This window comes from Castellaniella defragrans 65Phen, assembly GCF_000612685.1.
Classification (GTDB): Bacteria; Pseudomonadota; Gammaproteobacteria; order Burkholderiales; family Burkholderiaceae_B; genus Castellaniella; species Castellaniella defragrans.
On sequence record NZ_HG916765.1, the window covers coordinates 1,026,502 to 1,044,380 of the forward strand.

The following is a 17,879-nucleotide window of genomic DNA, read 5'->3' on the forward strand; positions in this document are numbered from 1 at the left end:
TTTTCTCAGCTACTTGCTCAGTAGATTACCTATTCAAAAGTTTCACAAACAGTGGTATTGTACCTAAAACAGTTCTATGTTGGGGGATTCATGTCGAAAGCACAAGACCTCGCAAGACAAATTCATCACATCCGTGAAGTGATCGCGGCTTTTCTGCAAGACCGCCTGGAAGCCAAACTGTCGAAGTTGCCAACGGACGATCCCAAGCGGGAGGACCTGATCGCCCAATACCAGCCCGCCGCCTGGCTGGAAGATGCCGCCCGGCGTGTCCGCCAGATCCAGGCGGTAACGCATGCTCTGAAGGCGGTGCATCCCGACGCGCGAGGCACCAACCTGTTCGTGGAGCCATCCGGGATGACGCCTCACGCGGTGGTGGGCAGTCATGTGCTGGGAGCCGGGTTTGCCAGTGACGTGGTCGGCAATGCGGCGGCGCTGGATGTCTATAAATTCCTGAAGCTGGAGGTCGATGGCCGTGCGCTCCTGGATTGGCTGTCGGAGGATGACCCGGCCGCGGTACAGGCGCTGAGTGATGATGAGACCAAGGCGCGGGAGTGGCAATCGGCGTTTGTGGGGTTGGTGCAAGCCCGCGATGAAGATGTGGCAAGCCATGCCCTGGCCAAGCAGATCTATTGGCTGGCGGGTGAAGACGCCGCCGATGATGCGCAATATCACCTGCTGGCCCCGTTGTATGCGACATCCCTGGCTCAGTCCGTCCATGAGGTGCTCCAGGAAGGCCGGTTTGGCGAAGCCAACAAGGCTGCTCGGGCCGCACGAAGGGAGGGCAGGGAGCACGAGGGCGTCTTCCGTGACTACCCCGCGTTGGCTGTGCGCAAGCTGGGCGGCACGAAGCCACAGAATATTTCTCAGCTCAACTCGGAGCGTGGCGGGGTCAGCTATCTGCTGGGTTCATTGCCTCCGCAATGGGACCTGAGCGTGTACCGCCAGTTCTGGGGCGTGACCTCTGTGTTCGGGCCTGTATTGATGCGGTATGGCGATGTGAGGGCGACTCTCCGAGCCTTGCTGCGTTTCCTGCGAAAAGACCCGCCATCCAACATGGAAACCCGAAATCGGGTGGATGCCTATGTGGATCGTCTGATCGATGAACTGGTCGCCATGGCCAGCGAAATCCGGCGCAGCTTGCCCACGGGCTGGACGGCAGATCCTCGGTGCGTGCTGGTCCGTGAGGAGCGGTTCTGGCTCGACCCATGGCGCGCCGAAGAAGACAGCGAGTTTCGCAGTGGCTGGCTGTTCATGGACTGGCCGGCGCAGATCGGCCACCGCTTCGGTAATTGGCTGAACGGACGGCTCAGAGAGCATTTCAAGTACGTCGGTGAAATCGAGCACCGTCAGTGGAAAAAAGAGCTGCTGCTCGATGAGGATGAAGCAGGCTGGGCGCGTGCCTTGCATGAACTGCGGACAGACCTGGATGCGCCGCACTACATCCCGACGCGGGAGGGCACCGTATGAATCTGAAAGACCGGGAACCCGACGGCTTGCTGGTTCTGCCGCATGTGCGTGTCCAGAATGCCAATGCGATTTCCAGCCCGTTGACGCATGGCTTCCCATCCATGACGGCCTTTCTGGGTTTCATGTGGGCGCTGGGGCGCAAACTGGCGCAGGCGGATATCCCCCTGAAGCTGGAAAAGATCGGGGTGATCTGCCACTGGCATCAGGAGCAGACCCAGGAGGGTTACGTACGGACTTTCCACCTGACCCGTAATCCGGTGGACAAGGATGGCAGCACGGCCGCCATCGTTGAAGAAGGCCGTATCCATCTGGACCTGACCTTGGTATTCCAGCTGGGCGTGGTCGAGCAAGAGGGCGAGACGCATTCCCTGTTTCGCAGCGATGGAGCATTGCGCCAGAAAATCGCCTGGGATATTCGGGATCTGGTGGGGGCCATGCGGATTGCCGGCGGGTCTGTGTTGCCGCCAAAACCTGGTCCCGGTATTCGAGTCACGCCGTCGCTGATCGGTTGGCCCGACCAGGAAGCGGAGCGGCAGGCACTGTTCCGGCGCTTGCGTCGCCAGTGGCTGCCGGGATTCGCTCTGGTGGGGCGGGATGACTTGCTGCAGCGGCGTCTCGAGCAACTGCGCCTGCAGGATCGGGGGGCCACCGTGCTGGACGCCTGGCTGGATCTGTCCCGTTTCAATTACCGCAGTGGCCGGGACGAGAAAGATCGTGTCATCTGGACCCATGATCGGCCCGAGGGTTCGGGCTGGATCGTGCCCATCCCTGTCGGCTATGCCGCTTTGTCGGATTTGTACGCGGGTGGGCAGGTCGCCAATGCGCGCGATCAGACCACACCGTTCCGGTTCGTGGAGGGCGTGTATTCCATCGGCCAGTGGATCGGCCCGCATCGTTTGCAACGCGTCCAGGACCTGCTCTGGTGGGGCGAAGCGCATGACGACGGACTCTACCGCTGCTGCAACGGCTATGAGCCCTTGCTGGAGGAAGATGACGCCGAGTATCCATCCTATCCGCCGATGAGCGCGGAAACCCTTTGATTGCAATCCACTATTCATCAGGAAAGGAAATCTGCCATGTCCTTGAAAACCGCTTCCGTCCTTGCGTTTGAGCGCAAGCTGGACCCGTCCGATGCCTTGTTCGCCGCGGGGCAGTGGGATGATCAGTCCGAAGCCGACCAGTGGCCTGCCGTCGGCATCAAGGAAAAGTCCGTGCGCGGCACGATTTCCAATCGCCTGAAGGCCTCCGAGCAGGATCCCGCCAAGCTGGATGCCGCGATTGAGAACCCGAATCTGCAGACGGTGGATGTGGCCGCTCTGCCGGCCGATGCGGATACGCTGAAGGTGAGCTTCACGCTGCGCGTGCTGCCCGGAACCGGGAAACCTTCCGCTTGCAATAGCGCGGAGTATGAAGCCAAGCTGCTGCAGGTGGTGGGTGGTTATGTCGAGGCCAATGGCTACACCGAACTGGCGCGCCGGTATGCCCATAACCTCGCCAATGGCCGTTTCCTGTGGCGCAACCGGGTCGGTGCCGAAGAAGTGAGCGTGATCGTCTCCCTGCTGGAGCGGGGGAGGGTCACGCAAAGCTGGACTTTCGATGCCTTGTCCTTGGGACTGAGGAATTTCGAGGCGGGTGGCGCGCAGGCGGACCGGGATGCCGTGGCGGCCTTGATCGCGGACGGTCTGGCGGGCAAGCGCCATGTCCTGCTGCAGGTTACGGCTTTCGCCCGGATCGGGGCGGGTCAGGAGGTCTTTCCTTCTCAGGAACTGGTGCTGGAGCGGGGCCGGGGTGACAAGAGCAAGACGCTCTACGATGTGGGTGGCGTAGCCGCCATCCATTCCCAGAAACTGGGCAATGCCATCCGGACCATCGATGATTGGTACAGCGGGGCGGACGGTCTGGGACCCATCGCGGTGGAGCCGTATGGCTCCGTCACGACGCAAGGCAAGGCCTATCGCCAGCCCAAGGTCAAGCCGAGCCTCGACTTCTACAATCTGTTCGATGACTGGGTGCTCAAGGATAAGGTCCCCGATATCGAGCAGCAGCATTTCGTCATGGCGGTGCTGGTGCGGGGCGGCGTGTTCGGCGATGCCGGGAAGTGATGCCCATGATCACCCACTACATCGACGTCAGGTTGCTGCCTGATCCCGAATTCAGCCAGGCCCACCTGCTGGGGGCCTTGTATGCCAAGTTTCACCGCGCCTTGGTGGGCTTGGGTGCAGATGCAATCGGAGTCAGTTTCCCTCAGTACAGCATGCAGCCGCGCACCCTGGGGCGGATCATGCGGGTGCATGGCAGCGACAGTGCCTTGAATACCTTGCTGTCCACCGACTGGCTGCGAGGGATGCGTGACCATGTGGAGTTGGGGGCTTTGTCTGCCGTGCCACAGGATGTCCAGCATCGCCGTCTGCTGCGCCGCCAGTTCAAGACCAGTGCGGAGCGTCTCCGTCATCGACGAATGCGCAGAAAGGGGGAAACCTACGAGCAGGCGGTGCAGGCCATCCCCGACAGCGTGGAACGGCAGCCGGACCTGCCCTATGTGCAGTTGCGCAGCGCCAGCACGGGGCAGCGGTTTTGCCTGTTCCTGGCCTTGGGGGACGCGGAACCGCAGCCCGTGGCCGGTGTGTTCAATACCTATGGCTTGAGCAGCACGGCCACACTGCCCTGGTTCTGACCCTTTTCTGAGGGGTTCTTGCGATCCCCTTATCAATCAGTAGGTTACGAAACACTCAAGAAATTGGGTGTTTCGTGCTTTCCTGCTGGAGATCTTTAACAAATCAATAGGTTAGGAGTTTTTGTTTCTAGTTCGCTGCCGCGCAGGCAGCTGAGAAACTAGCAATTCACGGAAATAAAATCTTTATTTAGCCCGGACATTTCGTCAGCAAGCCTGTTTAAGTGATTTCCCGGTAGTCCGGCTGCCTCGGCGACGCGGCGGAGGGGATCGGCGGCGCGGGAAGCTGTTTTTCAGTACCGCAGGCGCAATGGTCCCTACCCCCGTTGCTTTATCGCGTGCCGGGGACAGCACTTTCTCGGCGCTACGGGGCCATGGCGCGCGCGGCGTGCGCGTAGACGTGGCGCAGCGGATGATGCGAGGCCAGCAGGATGCGGACCCGCCGGGTATTGCGCACGATGGCCGCACCGACCTTCAGCAGGCGCACCCGGATGGTGGCGGCGCTGGCGCGCTCCAGTTCGGTGCCTCGTAGCGCCGTCTCGCGCAGCCGCTGCATCAGCGTATAGGCCAGGGCCGCCAGCAGCAGCCGGAACTGGTTGGCGGCGAACCGGTGGCAACTGGCGCGCGTACCGAACAGATCGAGTTGCGCTTCCTTGATGCGGTTCTCGGCTTCGCCCCGGGCGCAGTACAGCTGATCGTACAGTTGCATGGCATCGCAGTCCCGGATGTTGGTGACCACGAAGCGCGGGTTCACGCCCTGGGCACCGTACTCCAGGCGGGTGAGCACGCGCCGGGGCCGATCCCACGACCCGGCCGCGTAGGTGAACTCACTGACCAGGCGCTGCTTGCGCCCGGTGCGCTCGTAGCCGTCCTTGAGGATTTCCTCGGCCTGCGCAACGCGCGCCTGAAGCCGTTTATTGCGTGCCAGGCCGATGATGTATTGCACGCCGCTGCGTTCGCACCAGCGGATCAGCGGCTGACGGCAGAACCCCGAGTCCCCACGGATGATGATCCTGACCTCGGGCCATGCCTGACGCAGCCGGTTCACCAGCAGGCGCAGCACCGCCGCCGCGTGCCTGGCCCCGTCAATGCGGCTGGGGCGCAGCAGGCAGGCCAGCATCGACTGGCCGCAGAACACGTACAGCGGCAGATAGCAGTGGTGGTCGTAGTAGGCGTGGAACTGCTTGAGCTCCTGCTCGCCGTGCAGCGGGATATCCGAGGCATCCACATCCAGAATCAGTTGCCTGGGCGCGGTGGCGAAGCTGGCGATGAAGTGTTCGACCAGCACCCCATGCAGCGCCCACGCATCGGCGCGGGTCGCCCCCGTCTCCAGGCGGCTGAGCGTGGGTGAACTGGCCAGGGCACGATCTCGCCCAACAGCCGTTTGCATCAGCAGATCCCCGCGCAGCGTATCGTGGTCGTTCAGGTCTTCGTAGCCGCAGCACAGGCCGTACAGGCGCTGGGCCAGCAGATCGCGCAGGCGGTGATGAATGCGGCCAGCGGCCCGGCGCTCGGTCAAGGCCTTGGCCGCCATGCGCGACAGGCCCGTGCGCGCATCAATTCTTCGCAGCAGCATCAGCCCGCCGTCGGAGCTGAGATCGCCGCCTTGGAAATTGGCCTGTAAATGGCGCCGTCCAAGGCGTCCAAAGTCCAGTTCTTCAGTGGTACGATTTGGCATAGGCGGTTCTTTTTGGTTGTATGGCGTGAGACCCAATAACCATAAGCCCTCGGGCAGGAATCGCCTATTCCTTTTTACCCGCCTGACGAAATTTCCGGGTTAGTTCGCTGCCGCGCAGGCAGCTGAGAAATCGATGTACGCCATGAAGCCATCAAATGAATCGTTCGCTGCCGCGCAGGCAGCTGAGAAATGCTGGCCCTGGCGTCCGACCGCATCGCGGCCGTTCGCTGCCGCGCAGGCAGCTGAGAAATGCCCAATCATGCTGCCCCTGCGCATCGATGCGTTCGCTGCCGCGCAGGCAGCTGAGAAAAGAGCCGGTATGTTCCGCCTGTTGGCCTGATCGTTCGCTGCCGCGCAGGCAGCTGAGAAAGTGGGGTCGGGCCTGTGCGCCTACAGGCTGGCGTTCGCTGCCGCGCAGGCAGCTGAGAAAAATCCGCCGTCCGCCACCTGCGCCTGACGGTGGTTCGCTGCCGCGCAGGCAGCTGAGAAATGGCTGACTACGACATATTCCAGTTCGAGAACGTTCGCTGCCGCGCAGGCAGCTGAGAAAACTGAACGACAGGCGCTGAAGGTGCCCGTTTAGTTCGCTGCCGCGCAGGCAGCTGAGAAACGGCGTATGCGCGTCCATGTCATCCAGATATCGTTCGCTGCCGCGCAGGCAGCTGAGAAAGAACTGAGCGCAGCTTGCCGGTCCTGGGAACAGTTCGCTGCCGCGCAGGCAGCTGAGAAATATGAGGCGGTCTTGAATGCGCTGGACAACCTGTTCGCTGCCGCGCAGGCAGCTGAGAAATGGCACCTGGACGACTCCATCCGCCCCATCCGGTTCGCTGCCGCGCAGGCAGCTGAGAAAAAGCTGCGCGGCGTGAACGGCGATGAGATCAGGTTCGCTGCCGCGCAGGCAGCTGAGAAACACAGGGTCAGCTCGTCAAAGCCGATGTAATTCATCGGCCCTGAATTATAAATAACTCATTGATTTTATTGTAAAATAAAGCCACTCCAGACTATCAAATCCCCCAAAAACAGCCCGCTGGGGCTCATTTTCTGGGAGATTGCCCCGAAACCGCATGAGTCAGATTGACGATTTTTTCCGCAGCCGCCTGGACCAGATGATTGATCTGCGTAAACCCCTGGCGGTGCTTGCCACGCATATTCCTTGGCAGGAACTGGAGGCGGCTGTCGCACACCGTTTTGCGCGTCAGGTGCGCACCGGCCGGCAGGTTGAGGATATTGATCTGTTTGGCCCGACGATGGCCGTGGTAGGGGCCGGCCATTCAAACGCGGGGCGTCCCCGGCTGCCGATGCGGCTGATGATTTCGCTGCTGTATCTGAAGCACACCTTCAACGAGAGCGATGAAGGCGTCTGCGAACGCTGGAGCGATGCACCCACCTGGCAGTATTTTTCGGGGCAGGAGTATTTCGAGAATCGCCTGCCGTGCGATCCCAGCGCCATCAGCCGATTCCGGGGGCTGTTGGGTGAGGAAGGCGTCGAAGAGCTGCTGGTGCAGACTTTGGTGGTGGCCATCAAGCTGGGGCTGATCGAGCGCACGGCGATGCAGTCGGTGATAGTGGACAGCACCGTGCAAGCCAAGGCGGTGGCGCATCCCACCGACAGCCGTTTGCTGGAGGTGGCGCGCCAGAAGATCGCCTGCGCGGCCAAGGCGCACGGCATTGCGTTAAAGCAGAGCTACGCCAAGGAAGGCCGGGAGCTGGCCAGGAAAGCGGGCCGCTATGCGCATGCCAAGCAGTATCGGCGCATGCATAAGACGATCAAGCGCCAGCGCACGATTCTGGGCCGTCTGGCGCGTGACATTGAGCGCAACAAGACAGTGCTGGCGCAGAGCATCCAGGACGCCTTGGACCCGTTATTGGCTCGCGCACATAAGATCGCGGCTCAGAGCCGTCGGGGCGCGAAGGTGAAGGGAAAAGACAAGGTCTACAGCTGGCACGCCGATGAGGTGGAGTGCATCAGCAAGGGCAAGGCCCGTACGCCCTATGAGTTTGGAGTGAAGGTGGGCATTGTCACCACCTTGAAGGGGAATCTGATCGTGGGAGCACGCAGCTTCCCTGGCAATCCGTACGATGGCCACACACTGGCCGAGCAGTTGGAGCAGTCCCGCATCCTGATGGAGGCGGTGGACGTGGCTCCGCAGACCGTCTACACGGATCTGGGCTATCGAGGCGTTGATGCCGAGATCCCGGAATATAGCCTTAAACACCGAGGCAAATTCAAACGTCTCACCGACCAGGAGCGCCGAATGCTTAAACGGCGCCAGGCGGTGGAGCCGGTCATTGGGCATCTGAAAAGCGATCATGGAATGAATCGCTGTCATTTGAAAGGCCAAACGGGTGATGCGATCCATGCGGTGTTGTGCGCGGCAGGCTTCAATATCAAGTGGCTGCTGCGCATGATTGCCCGCAAGGGCATCGGCCCTTTATTTTTGTGCCGATTTATTGCGTGGATTGGTCGTCAGATTCAACGCCTGATGCCCATGATGGGCTCAAGAGGCGATTGGGTTGATCCGGTGGGCTGCCTGCCCTATCGAAATCCGTGGCCTCGGATCGCCGGAAATTCGGCCTGAAACAGGACAAATGAATTTTTCAGGGACGACAAATTACATGCCGGGATCAGCTCCGGCCACCATCAGTTCGCTGCCGCGCAGGTAGCTGAGAAATCGATCGCGTGCGCGGGCTGGGGCTGGATGCTGTTCGCTGCCGCGCAGGCAGCTGAGAAAAATGCCCCTGTCGCCCAGGACCCCAGCGTTGCGTTCGCTGCCGCGCAGGCAGCTGAGAAATGTTCGAAGATGAGCTGGTCGAACTCCAGCGCGTTCGCTGCCGCGCAGGCAGCTGAGAAAAGGGTGCGCGAGGCGCTGGAAGAGGCCATCAAGTTCGCTGCCGCGCAGGCAGCTGAGAAAACCAGTACCGCCGGCACCAATGACCACTGTCAGTTCGCTGCCGCGCAGGCAGCTGAGAAACGAAACGTATGCGCCAGATGCGGGCGCGGGCGGTTCGCTGCCGCGCAGGCAGCTGAGAAAATGTCGAGGGTGATGGCGTATTCCTTGGATGGGTTCGCTGCCGCGCAGGCAGCTGAGAAATTCGCCATTGCGCTGGCCTCGCGCTTGCTGCCGTTCGCTGCCGCGCAGGCAGCTGAGAAAGATGCGTCGGCCTCCAGTTGATCGATGCGGGCGTTCGCTGCCGCGCAGGCAGCTGAGAAATGGACGCTGAACATGCGCCAGCACCGGCGCCAGTTCGCTGCCGCGCAGGCAGCTGAGAAATGCTGCAACTGTTGGCACCTGAATCCCATCGCGTTCGCTGCCGCGCAGGCAGCTGAGAAAAAACACGAACACATGACGCTGATCGGCCGCACGTTCGCTGCCGCGCAGGCAGCTGAGAAAACCGAAATCCGCGCCGTGACGCGCCAAGACATGTTCGCTGCCGCGCAGGCAGCTGAGAAAATACGGTCAAGCATGAGGGCAACCAGCGGATCGTTCGCTGCCGCGCAGGCAGCTGAGAAAGATGGCTGCCCGGTGCATGTAGTGCAATTCATGTTCGCTGCCGCGCAGGCAGCTGAGAAAACTCGACGCCATCGGTTGTTTCGCGCAGATGGGTTCGCTGCCGCGCAGGCAGCTGAGAAATTGCATGCCGCCGCGATGTCTTCGTCGCTCGGCGTTCGCTGCCGCGCAGGCAGCTGAGAAATGTGCCCGTGCCGCTGGCCGCGCGCGTCCGAAGTTCGCTGCCGCGCAGGCAGCTGAGAAATGATGCGCTGGCGTATGCCGCGATTGCGGCGAGTTCGCTGCCGCGCAGGCAGCTGAGAAAAAGGCCGCTGCGGATAACTCCGCGCCCGGCAAGTTCGCTGCCGCGCAGGCAGCTGAGAAATGTCCAAGTGCCCGCCGCACGCCGAGGACATCGTTCGCTGCCGCGCAGGCAGCTGAGAAATGCAGCCTTGGCCGGAAGGGATCGGGAGGGTGGTTCGCTGCCGCGCAGGCAGCTGAGAAATGGTCTCATGCTGTCCTCCAGGCATGAATTCCGTTCGCTGCCGCGCAGGCAGCTGAGAAATGCCACTCCGGCGGAATTGCTACCCAAGCCGCGTTCGCTGCCGCGCAGGCAGCTGAGAAATGGATCGTCAGCGATATCGGCGCGGTCGAGCCGTTCGCTGCCGCGCAGGCAGCTGAGAAACCCAACGCCCGTGCGATCCTGCCGGCAGTGTCGTTCGCTGCCGCGCAGGCAGCTGAGAAATGTCCAAGTGCCCGCCGCACGCCGAGGACATCGTTCGCTGCCGCGCAGGCAGCTGAGAAATGCAGCCTTGGCCGGAAGGGATCGGGAGGGTGGTTCGCTGCCGCGCAGGCAGCTGAGAAAATCTGTGCGGTCTGCATCGACACCTTCTCTTCGTTCGCTGCCGCGCAGGCAGCTGAGAAATTTGGAGGGCAGCCCTGGGAAATCCCGAGCTGATGTTCGCTGCCGCGCAGGCAGCTGAGAAATGGTACACGTCGCAAAAATCACCGGCGACGGTGTTCGCTGCCGCGCAGGCAGCTGAGAAATGGATCGCATCAGCCGAGAAATGGGCGGTGACGTTCGCTGCCGCGCAGGCAGCTGAGAAAGATTGGCCCGGACAATAAGCCGCTGCCAGCGGGTTCGCTGCCGCGCAGGCAGCTGAGAAAGATTGGCCCGGACAATAAGCCGCTGCCAGCGGGTTCGCTGCCGCGCAGGCAGCTGAGAAAACTTTCCTCGAGAGGCCGCGTTCGACGACGAAGTTCGCTGCCGCGCAGGCAGCTGAGAAAATCCCCGCCGATGCCGAGATCCTGCTGTCTGTGTTCGCTGCCGCGCAGGCAGCTGAGAAATCGACCAGCGGCCTGGCGGTGCCGGCGATGCCGTTCGCTGCCGCGCAGGCAGCTGAGAAATTCCCGACATGGGCGCAGGCCCAGGTGCGTCCGTTCGCTGCCGCGCAGGCAGCTGAGAAACACGGCGGGCACCTGGTCCTGGGGCGCGTCTTGTTCGCTGCCGCGCAGGCAGCTGAGAAATTCGATGCGCAAACTAACAATCGCAATTGCGGGTTCGCTGCCGCGCAGGCAGCTGAGAAATTCATGCCGCAGGTGTCCCATTCGAGAGCAAAGTTCGCTGCCGCGCAGGCAGCTGAGAAAGCCATGGCATTCTCGCCAGCGGCCCAGGCAATGTTCGCTGCCGCGCAGGCAGCTGAGAAATCGCGCAGCTGGCGCACTTCCACGATCAGCTCGTTCGCTGCCGCGCAGGCAGCTGAGAAATTACTGACACGAGCTTTGGGGTCCAGCGACTTGTTCGCTGCCGCGCAGGCAGCTGAGAAAGTTTCTGAATGCCGCAGCGGGGGCGCTGGGGCGTTCGCTGCCGCGCAGGCAGCTGAGAAATCCTGACCCACCGCTGCCGCCGATTGCCTCAAGTTCGCTGCCGCGCAGGCAGCTGAGAAAAAATGTTGACCTACCCCATCACCCTCACACGGGTTCGCTGCCGCGCAGGCAGCTGAGAAACAGGCGCGACGGCATCTGTTGCAGTCTCGCCAGTTCGCTGCCGCGCAGGCAGCTGAGAAAATCACCGTCCGCCTGTCTGTCGCATGGTGGGCGTTCGCTGCCGCGCAGGCAGCTGAGAAATGAGCCGGTGGCGACGGTGGTCGATCACACGGGTTCGCTGCCGCGCAGGCAGCTGAGAAAAGTTCGCATTTCGTGATGCTCAATGCCTGCAAGTTCGCTGCCGCGCAGGCAGTTGAGAAATAATGGCGTCATCTTATGAGCGCGAACGCGCCGTTCGCTGCCGCGCAGGCAGCTGAGAAATTCGACACAATGCACTCCTTTTCTTGAATTTAGTTCGCTGCCGCGCAGGCAGCTGAGAAATGGTGGCGGCCGCAGGCGTGCTCGAACAGATCGTTCGCTGCCGCGCAGGCAGTTGAGAAACAGACGCCCATCTGCTGAAACCCCTTGGGCGTGGTTCGCTGCCGCGCAGGCAGCCGAGGAGCCTGGCCCGAAGCGGAACCCCTGCTGCCATCAGCTCATCGCCCGCATAAGCAATCACAGAACAGCGGGAACACCCTCCTCCTTGGCTGGACGCCCGCCCATCGTGGTCCCAGGCCTCCCAAGAAAAACCTGGACGATGACGGTAATATCTCGCAGAAGCACGCTGCCGCGCAGGCAGCTGAGAAACATGGAGATCCACCCAATGCACATCGGCATGGTAGGTTTGGGACGCATGGGCGCCGGGATGGCGCGGCGGCTCATGGACAAGGGGCTGAGTTGCGTCGTCTACGACCCCCAGGAAGACGCCGTCGCCCGGCTGGTGGCGGACGGCGCCGTCGGGGCGGCCTCGCTGGCCGAACTGGTCGAACGGCTGCCGCGACCCCGGGCGGTGTGGCTGATGGTGCCGGCGAGCCTGGTGGACGGGGTGCTGGACCAGCTGGCGCCGCAGCTCGATGCGGACGACGTCGTGATCGACGGCGGCAATTCCTGCTATCACGACGACATCCGGCGGGCGAAGGCGCTGGCGGACCGGGGTGTTCATTATCTGGACGTCGGCACCAGCGGCGGCGTGCATGGCCAGGCCCGGGGCTATTGCCTGATGATCGGCGGCGACGCCGCCGCGGTCGGGCGGCTGGATCCGGTGTTCGCGGCGCTGGCGCCGGGCCGGGACGCCGCCCCGCCCACGCCGGGCCGCGGCAACGGCAACGGCAACAGCAACGGCGCGGGTACGGACACGAGTACGGGCACGGGCACGGCAGAGCATGGCTATCTGCATTGCGGCCCGGCCGGAGCGGGGCATTTCGTGAAGATGGTGCACAACGGCATCGAGTACGGGATCATGCAGGCCTACGCCGAGGGCTTCAATCTGCTGCGCCACGCGAACGTGGGCAAGGGCAGCCATGCCGCCGACGCGGAGACGGCGCCGATGCGCGATCCGCAGCTCTATCAGTACGACATGGACCTGCCGGAGATCGCGGAGCTCTGGCGCCGCGGCAGCGTGATCGGTTCGTGGCTGCTGGATTTGACGGCGCGGGCCTTCCAGGCCGATCCGGGGCTGGACGGCTACGCGGGCCGGGTGTCCGATTCCGGCGAGGGGCGCTGGACGCTGCACGCGGCCATCGACGAAGGCGTGCCGGTGCCGGTGCTCAGCGCCGCGCTGTTCGAGCGTTTCCAGTCGCGCGGCAATGCGGAATTCGCGAACAAGGTCCTGTCGGCGATGCGCAAGGGCTTTGGCGGCCACGAGGAACCGAGGACGGAAATCAACCATCCATCGTAAGCCTTTGTCACGCCGCTGGAATCGGGGAAAGCCCTGGGCTTGTCCATGGGCTTATCCACAGACGGGGTGGATAATTTCGCGCGGCCGCCCTTCGTCATGGAACGGTCATTTTTCTGCCCGAGAACCTATCCCATTGATCTGAAAAGAGGAAAACGACTCTCCCAGGACTTGTCCATGGGATTGTCCACAATCCGCGTGGATAAAACAGTCATTTCCGGCCCGGGCGCCCGCGGCATCCGGAACCGCCCTCAGGCCGTCGCCGGCAGGGCGGGGTAGCCCGTCCCCCGTTCCACCACCGGTTCGCCCAGCCGGAACACGGCCAGGGAATCCTTCACTTCGTCGGCCATGCGCTCCTGCAGGCCGGTGGCGCGGGCGGACTGCTGCACGAGCCGGGCGTTGTGCCGCGTGACGGCATCGATCTGCGACATGGCCTGGTGGATCTGCTCGATGCCGGCGGACTGCTCCACGGTGGCGGCGCTGATCTCGCCCATGATGCCGGATACCTTCCGGACCGCCGTGACGATTTCCTGCATGGTTTGGCCCGCCTGCTGCATGCGGGCCGAGCCTTCGTCGATGCGCAGGGCGGATTGCTCGATCAAGGTCTTGATTTCCCGCGCGGCGGCGGCGCTGCGCTGGGCCAGCGCCCGCACTTCGGCGGCCACGACGGCGAAGCCGCGGCCTTCCTCGCCGGCGCGGGCGGCCTCCACCGCGGCGTTCAGGGCCAGGATGTTGGTCTGGAAGGCGATGCCGTCGATCACGCCGACGATCTCGCCGATCCGCCGCGAACTGTCGGAGATGCCGTCCATGGTCTGGACCAGCTCGTCCACGGTGTGCCCGCCATCCGTGGCCACGCCCGAGGCCTCTTCGGCCAGCTGGTTGGCCTGGCGGGCGTTATCCGCGTTCTGCCGGGTGGTGCAGGCCAGTTCCTCGATGCTGGCGGCGGTCTGCTGCAAGGCGGCCGCCTGCTGCTCCGTGCGCGCGCTCAGGTCCTGGTTGCCGGCCGCGATCTCGCGCGCGCCCTCGATCATGTGGCCGGTGCGCTCCAGCACCATGGCGATCATGGTCCGCAGGCTGTCCTGCGTGTCCTTCAGGCTCTGGAACAGCTGTCCGATTTCGTCCCGGGTCCAGACTTCGATGGTGGACGTCAGGTCCCCGGCGGCGATCCGGTGCAGCAGCTGGCCGCCGTCCAGCAGGGGATTGAGGATCATGCGCAGCAGGATGCGATAGACCATCCCCGCGAGCAGGATGGCCGCCAGCCCCAGCCCGATCAGGCCGCCGCGCAGCGGGGCCGGCATCGGCGGCGCCAGCCACAGGGTGCCGCCGACGGCCAGCAGGGCGGGCAGCAGCAGCGTCAGCGTGGACAGCGTCAGGCGGACGCGCAGGGAGCGCGTCAGAAAGAAGTGCTTCATGTCGTGTCTCCGGCACGCGGCCCGCGGGCCGGCGCTGTCTTTATCGATTTATGGGCTTGCCCGGACGGGGGCCGGCGAGCCGGACGCCGGGGGCGATGCGCGCAGCCACTATATCGGTCCGCCGGACCGCCGGACATTCCCGCGCGTCAATACTCATCATCACGCGGCGGGAAGGGGGGGGCGACCGCAAGGCCGGAGGCTGCGGCGCGTCTGGACGATTTGCGACCGCCGCCGCTAAGCGCTTGAGGCGCAGGGAAAACCCCGAGATGCTCCGGGTTTGTCCATGGAATTGTCCACAGGCCGGGTGGATAAATCCGCGCGTTCAGCGGCGGTCGCGGAACGGTCATTTTCCCGCCATGGCATCCATCCATTTGATTTGAAATGAATAAATTGGATCTTCCGGGACTTTTCCATGGAATTGTCCACAATCGGCGTGGATAAAACGTTCATGCCGGAGGCCGATCCGGCCCGCGGCCGGGTCCGCCGTCGGCGGCGGATGCGGGCCGACGTAAAATCGCCGTTCCATTCGCTTCATTCTGGGAGATTTCCGCCATGGAACAGCTTCAGGCTTTCTGGTCCAGCATGCCCGATCCGGGCGGCATCGTGATCCATCTCGGCGTCACGCTGGCGATCCTGGTGGTCGGCTGGACCGTGTCCAACCTGCTGGGCCGCTGGATGCGCCACATCGCGGACCGTTCGCCCCGGATCGATCCAACCATCGTGCCCATGGTGCGCAGCGTCACCGTCTGGTCGGTGCGCATCGTGGTGCTGCTGGCCGTGCTGGCCCGCCTGGGCGTGCAGACCGCCAGCTTGGTCGCGATGCTGGGCGCCTCCGCCCTGGCCATCGGCCTGGCCCTGCAGGGCACGCTGCAGAATTTCGCCGCCGGCATCATGCTGCTGGTGCTGCGGCCGGTGCGCGCGGGGGAATTCGTCTCGATCGGCGGCCAGGGCTCGGGCACGGTGGACGAGATCGGCCTGTTCATGACGCGCTTCGTGCAGGCCGACGGCATCCAGATTCTGCTGCCCAACACGCTGGTCTGGGGCAGCCCGATCACCAATTACAGCCGCAACAAGACCCGCCGCCTGGACATGATGCTGGGGGTGCGCTACGACGACGACCTGGATGCGGCGCTGGCCACGCTGCAGGCGCTGGTGGACCGCCACGAGGACATCCTGGCCGATCCGGCGCCGCAGGTCATGGTGATGGAATACCGGGACAGCACCATCATGGTGAACATCCGCGTGTGGGCGCTGGCCGCCAAGTACTGGGACGTGTATTTCGACCTGCACCGCCGGGCGCCCCAGGCCCTGCGCCAGGCGGGCCTGCGCTCGCCCATCCCCCTGCGCGAGGTCCGGTCGATCCCGGCCGCGGCGGCGGGGGCCAAGGCGGCCGGCGCCTGAGCCTGGTCGCGGGCCGGCTCCTGCCGGGCTGGCCCGATCAGTCCCCCATCAGACCGTCATCAGTCCGCCGCCACACCCCCGCCAGACCCCCGCCAGACCGCCATCATTCCACCATCCGGTTCAGCCGCTCCGCATCCAGCGGATGCTGGCCGTTCTCGATGCGCTGGCCCAGGTCTTCCAGGGCCGAGCACAGGCGCTGGATGCGCGCGTCCTGCTGGGCCGTGTGGTTGATCAGTTCGTGCAGCACCTTGACCAGCGGGTCGTCGTCCGTGCGGCCCACGCCGTAGGGCGCGAAGTCCTCCTGCGGAACCGCGCCGTCGGCGGGCGCGGAGTCGGCGCGGCCGCGCTGCAGCAGCTCCTGCAGGGGCCGGGCGGCCCATTCGGCTTGCGAAGGCGGGGTTTCCTCCTGGCAGGGCGACCCGGCGGCGCGTCCGGCGGCGGAAGCCGGGGCGGAACCCGCGGCGCCCGTCCCGGCCTGAGACCCAGCGGCGGCCGGCGCGGCCGGACCTGAAGCCGAACCTGAAGCCGGACCTGAAGCCGGACTTGAAACCGAAGCCGCAGACGAAGCCGCCGCCTCGCCGGCCGCCGTGGGCGCCGCATGGTCCTCGGGCAGGATCACCCGCGCCGGGTTGCCCACGGCGGTCGCGCCGGCGGGCACGGGCTTGATCACCACGGCGTTGGAGCCGATCCGGGCATGGGCGCCCACGGTGAAGCCGCCCAGGATCTGGGCGCCCGCGCCCACGACCACGCCTTCCTCCAGCGTGGGGTGGCGCTTCTCGCCCTTGTACAGCCGGGTGCCGCCCAGGGTGACGCCCTGGTAGATGGTGCAGTCGTCGCCGATCTCGGCGGTCTCGCCGATCACCACGCCGAAGCCGTGGTCGATGAAGACCCGCCGGCCGATGCGCGCGCCGGGGTGGATCTCGATGCCGGTGAGCAGGCGCCCCAGGTGCGACACGAAGCGGCCCGCCCAGTACCAGCCGCGCCGCCACAGGCCGTGCGCCAGGCGGTGGACCAGGATGGCGTGCAGCCCGGGATAGCAGGTCAGGATCTCGATGCGGCTGCGGGCCGCCGGATCGCGTTCGTGGATGCAGGCGATGTCTTCGCGAAGCTGGTCAAACATGTCGGTCGGGGCTGAGGGCCTGTTCGTATTCATCGGGGAAATCGCGCCCGGCTGGCGCGCTTTCGGACGCCGCGCCGCCGGCGCTGCGGATCATGGCGGTGCACAGGCCGCGCACCATGTCCACTTCGTCGGCGCTCAGCCGGCTGCGCGTCCACATCTGCCGCATGCGCGGCACGAGCTTCTTCGGATGCCGGGGATCGAGGAAGCCCACGGCCAGCATGGCGCGCTCGAAATGGTCCAGCATGGCCTGGACGCGCGCGCTGCTGGCCGGATCCGTTCCCGGATCGTGCCGGGCGTGGGTGTCGGGCAGGCGCGCCGCGCCGGCCAGCGGCAGCAGGGCGTAGCGCATTTCCCAGGCGGCCAGCTGCAGCGCCTGGGACACGTTCAGCGAACTGTACGCCGGATTGGCCGGGATGTGGCAGACGCGCTGGCACAGGGTGATGTCCTCGTTGGACAGGCCGGTGCGCTCCGTGCCCAGGACGAGGGCGATGCGCGCCTGCGGCCGGGCCAGCTCGGCGGCCGACTGCAGGGCGGCCTCGCGGATGTCGCAGGGCGGGGGGCCGAGGGCCCGCGCCCGCGCCGTCAGGGCGAAGGCCAGGGTCGCGGACCCCAGCGCGTCGGCCAGGCCGGCGTGCATGCGGGCCCGCTCCAGAATGTCGCCGGCCCCGCTCGCCAGGGCGAGGGCGTCGGGATGGCGCAGGATGTCCGGGTCGGCGGGGGCCACCAGGCGCAGGTCGCGAAAGCCCATGGTCTTGATCGCCCGGGCCGCCGAGCCGACGTTGCCGGGGTGGCTGGGGCTGACCATGACGAAGCGCACCCGGGCGAAGAGATCCGCGGGGTCGGAAGGCGTGTCGGAGGAAATTGGCGGAGTCATTTAAAATG

General features: G+C 64.6%; 12 protein-coding genes and 2 CRISPR repeat arrays. Of the genes, 7 read left to right on the top strand and 5 right to left on the bottom strand.

Features of this window, described 5'->3' with window-relative positions; translation table 11 throughout:
• Nucleotides 1-90 precede the first annotated feature (90 nt).
• Genes csy1 through cas6f form a run of 4 tightly spaced genes read left to right on the top strand, consistent with a single transcriptional unit; the run spans nucleotide 91 to nucleotide 4,141 of the window.
• Nucleotides 91-1,467, top strand: coding sequence for a type I-F CRISPR-associated protein Csy1 (gene csy1 / locus BN940_RS04570; protein ID WP_043680632.1), 1,377 nt, complete (start codon nucleotides 91-93; stop codon nucleotides 1,465-1,467).
• Nucleotides 1,464-2,507 (top strand): type I-F CRISPR-associated protein Csy2, encoded by a 1,044-nt coding sequence (gene csy2 / locus BN940_RS04575; protein WP_052355608.1) that lies wholly within the window; start codon nucleotides 1,464-1,466, stop codon nucleotides 2,505-2,507. Before csy1 ends, csy2 begins: the two co-directional genes overlap by 4 nt.
• A 36-nt stretch (nucleotides 2,508-2,543) precedes the next feature.
• A complete protein-coding gene (gene csy3, locus BN940_RS04580) occupies nucleotides 2,544-3,569 on the top strand; it encodes a type I-F CRISPR-associated protein Csy3 (protein ID WP_043680635.1) in 1,026 nt (341 codons plus the stop codon).
• Nucleotides 3,570-3,574: 5 nt separating this feature from the next.
• On the top strand, nucleotides 3,575-4,141 hold the full coding sequence (cas6f, locus tag BN940_RS04585) for a type I-F CRISPR-associated endoribonuclease Cas6/Csy4 (RefSeq protein ID WP_052356039.1): 567 nt from the start codon (nucleotides 3,575-3,577) through the stop codon (nucleotides 4,139-4,141).
• Nucleotides 4,142-4,502: 361 nt separating this feature from the next.
• Here the strand turns inward: cas6f and BN940_RS04590 are convergent, their stop codons facing one another.
• Nucleotides 4,503-5,816 (bottom strand): IS1380 family transposase, encoded by a 1,314-nt coding sequence (locus BN940_RS04590; protein ID WP_043680420.1) that lies wholly within the window; start codon nucleotides 5,814-5,816, stop codon nucleotides 4,503-4,505.
• A gap of 102 nt (nucleotides 5,817-5,918) precedes the next feature.
• Nucleotides 5,919-6,726: direct repeats of the CRISPR family, unit length 28 nt; unit sequence GTTCGCTGCCGCGCAGGCAGCTGAGAAA.
• 154 nt (nucleotides 6,727-6,880) lie between these two features.
• Between BN940_RS04590 and BN940_RS04595 the strand changes: the two genes are divergently transcribed.
• Together BN940_RS04595 and gnd are read left to right on the top strand one after the other, a co-directional pair.
• The gene (locus BN940_RS04595; protein ID WP_148304855.1) at nucleotides 6,881-8,395 is read left to right on the top strand and encodes an IS5 family transposase; all 1,515 of its coding nucleotides are present in this window, start codon (nucleotides 6,881-6,883) and stop codon (nucleotides 8,393-8,395) included.
• A gap of 65 nt (nucleotides 8,396-8,460) precedes the next feature.
• Nucleotides 8,461-11,792: a CRISPR direct-repeat array (repeat unit 28 nt; unit sequence GTTCGCTGCCGCGCAGGCAGCTGAGAAA).
• Between the two features lie 201 nt (nucleotides 11,793-11,993).
• Nucleotides 11,994-13,067, top strand: a complete 1,074-nt coding sequence (gene gnd / locus BN940_RS04600; RefSeq protein WP_043680638.1) for a phosphogluconate dehydrogenase (NAD(+)-dependent, decarboxylating) — start codon at nucleotides 11,994-11,996, stop codon at nucleotides 13,065-13,067.
• Between the two features lie 248 nt (nucleotides 13,068-13,315).
• Here gnd and BN940_RS04605 read toward each other — a convergent pair whose 3' ends face one another.
• On the bottom strand, nucleotides 13,316-14,476 hold the full coding sequence (locus BN940_RS04605; protein ID WP_052355609.1) for a methyl-accepting chemotaxis protein: 1,161 nt from the start codon (nucleotides 14,474-14,476) through the stop codon (nucleotides 13,316-13,318).
• Nucleotides 14,477-14,819: 343 nt separating this feature from the next.
• Nucleotides 14,820-15,011 carry a hypothetical protein gene (locus BN940_RS18820; protein ID WP_148304884.1) on the bottom strand — a complete coding sequence of 64 codons (192 nt, stop codon included), beginning with the start codon at nucleotides 15,009-15,011 and terminating at the stop codon, nucleotides 14,820-14,822.
• Between the two features lie 17 nt (nucleotides 15,012-15,028).
• On the opposite strand from BN940_RS18820, the gene BN940_RS04610 reads away from it, so the two are divergent.
• Nucleotides 15,029-15,877, top strand: a complete 849-nt coding sequence (locus BN940_RS04610; protein WP_052355610.1) for a mechanosensitive ion channel family protein — start codon at nucleotides 15,029-15,031, stop codon at nucleotides 15,875-15,877.
• 103 nt (nucleotides 15,878-15,980) lie between these two features.
• Here BN940_RS04610 and cysE read toward each other — a convergent pair whose 3' ends face one another.
• The gene (cysE, locus tag BN940_RS20285; protein ID WP_084330516.1) at nucleotides 15,981-16,997 is read right to left on the bottom strand and encodes a serine O-acetyltransferase; all 1,017 of its coding nucleotides are present in this window, start codon (nucleotides 16,995-16,997) and stop codon (nucleotides 15,981-15,983) included.
• On the bottom strand, nucleotides 16,990-17,871 hold the full coding sequence (locus BN940_RS04620) for an RNA methyltransferase (protein ID WP_148304885.1): 882 nt from the start codon (nucleotides 17,869-17,871) through the stop codon (nucleotides 16,990-16,992). The genes cysE and BN940_RS04620 overlap by 8 nt, the downstream gene beginning before the upstream one ends.
• Between the last annotated feature and the right edge of the window lie 8 nt (nucleotides 17,872-17,879).

Excerpts from the sequence above, each read along its gene's own strand:
- gnd (WP_043680638.1), top strand. The coding sequence starts at position 11,994 with ATGCACATCGGCATGGTAGGTTTGGGACGCATGGGCGCCGGGATGGCG.
- csy3 (WP_043680635.1), top strand. The coding sequence starts at position 2,544 with ATGTCCTTGAAAACCGCTTCCGTCCTTGCGTTTGAGCGCAAGCTGGAC.
- csy1 (WP_043680632.1), top strand. The coding sequence starts at position 91 with ATGTCGAAAGCACAAGACCTCGCAAGACAAATTCATCACATCCGTGAA.
- BN940_RS04595 (WP_148304855.1), top strand. The coding sequence starts at position 6,881 with ATGAGTCAGATTGACGATTTTTTCCGCAGCCGCCTGGACCAGATGATT.
- cysE (WP_084330516.1), bottom strand. The coding sequence starts at position 16,997 with ATGTTTGACCAGCTTCGCGAAGACATCGCCTGCATCCACGAACGCGAT.
- BN940_RS18820 (WP_148304884.1), bottom strand. The coding sequence starts at position 15,011 with ATGAAGCGAATGGAACGGCGATTTTACGTCGGCCCGCATCCGCCGCCG.
- cas6f (WP_052356039.1), top strand. The coding sequence starts at position 3,575 with ATGATCACCCACTACATCGACGTCAGGTTGCTGCCTGATCCCGAATTC.
- BN940_RS04620 (WP_148304885.1), bottom strand. The coding sequence starts at position 17,871 with ATGACTCCGCCAATTTCCTCCGACACGCCTTCCGACCCCGCGGATCTC.
- csy2 (WP_052355608.1), top strand. The coding sequence starts at position 1,464 with ATGAATCTGAAAGACCGGGAACCCGACGGCTTGCTGGTTCTGCCGCAT.
- BN940_RS04590 (WP_043680420.1), bottom strand. The coding sequence starts at position 5,816 with ATGCCAAATCGTACCACTGAAGAACTGGACTTTGGACGCCTTGGACGG.
- BN940_RS04610 (WP_052355610.1), top strand. The coding sequence starts at position 15,029 with ATGGAACAGCTTCAGGCTTTCTGGTCCAGCATGCCCGATCCGGGCGGC.
- BN940_RS04605 (WP_052355609.1), bottom strand. The coding sequence starts at position 14,476 with ATGAAGCACTTCTTTCTGACGCGCTCCCTGCGCGTCCGCCTGACGCTG.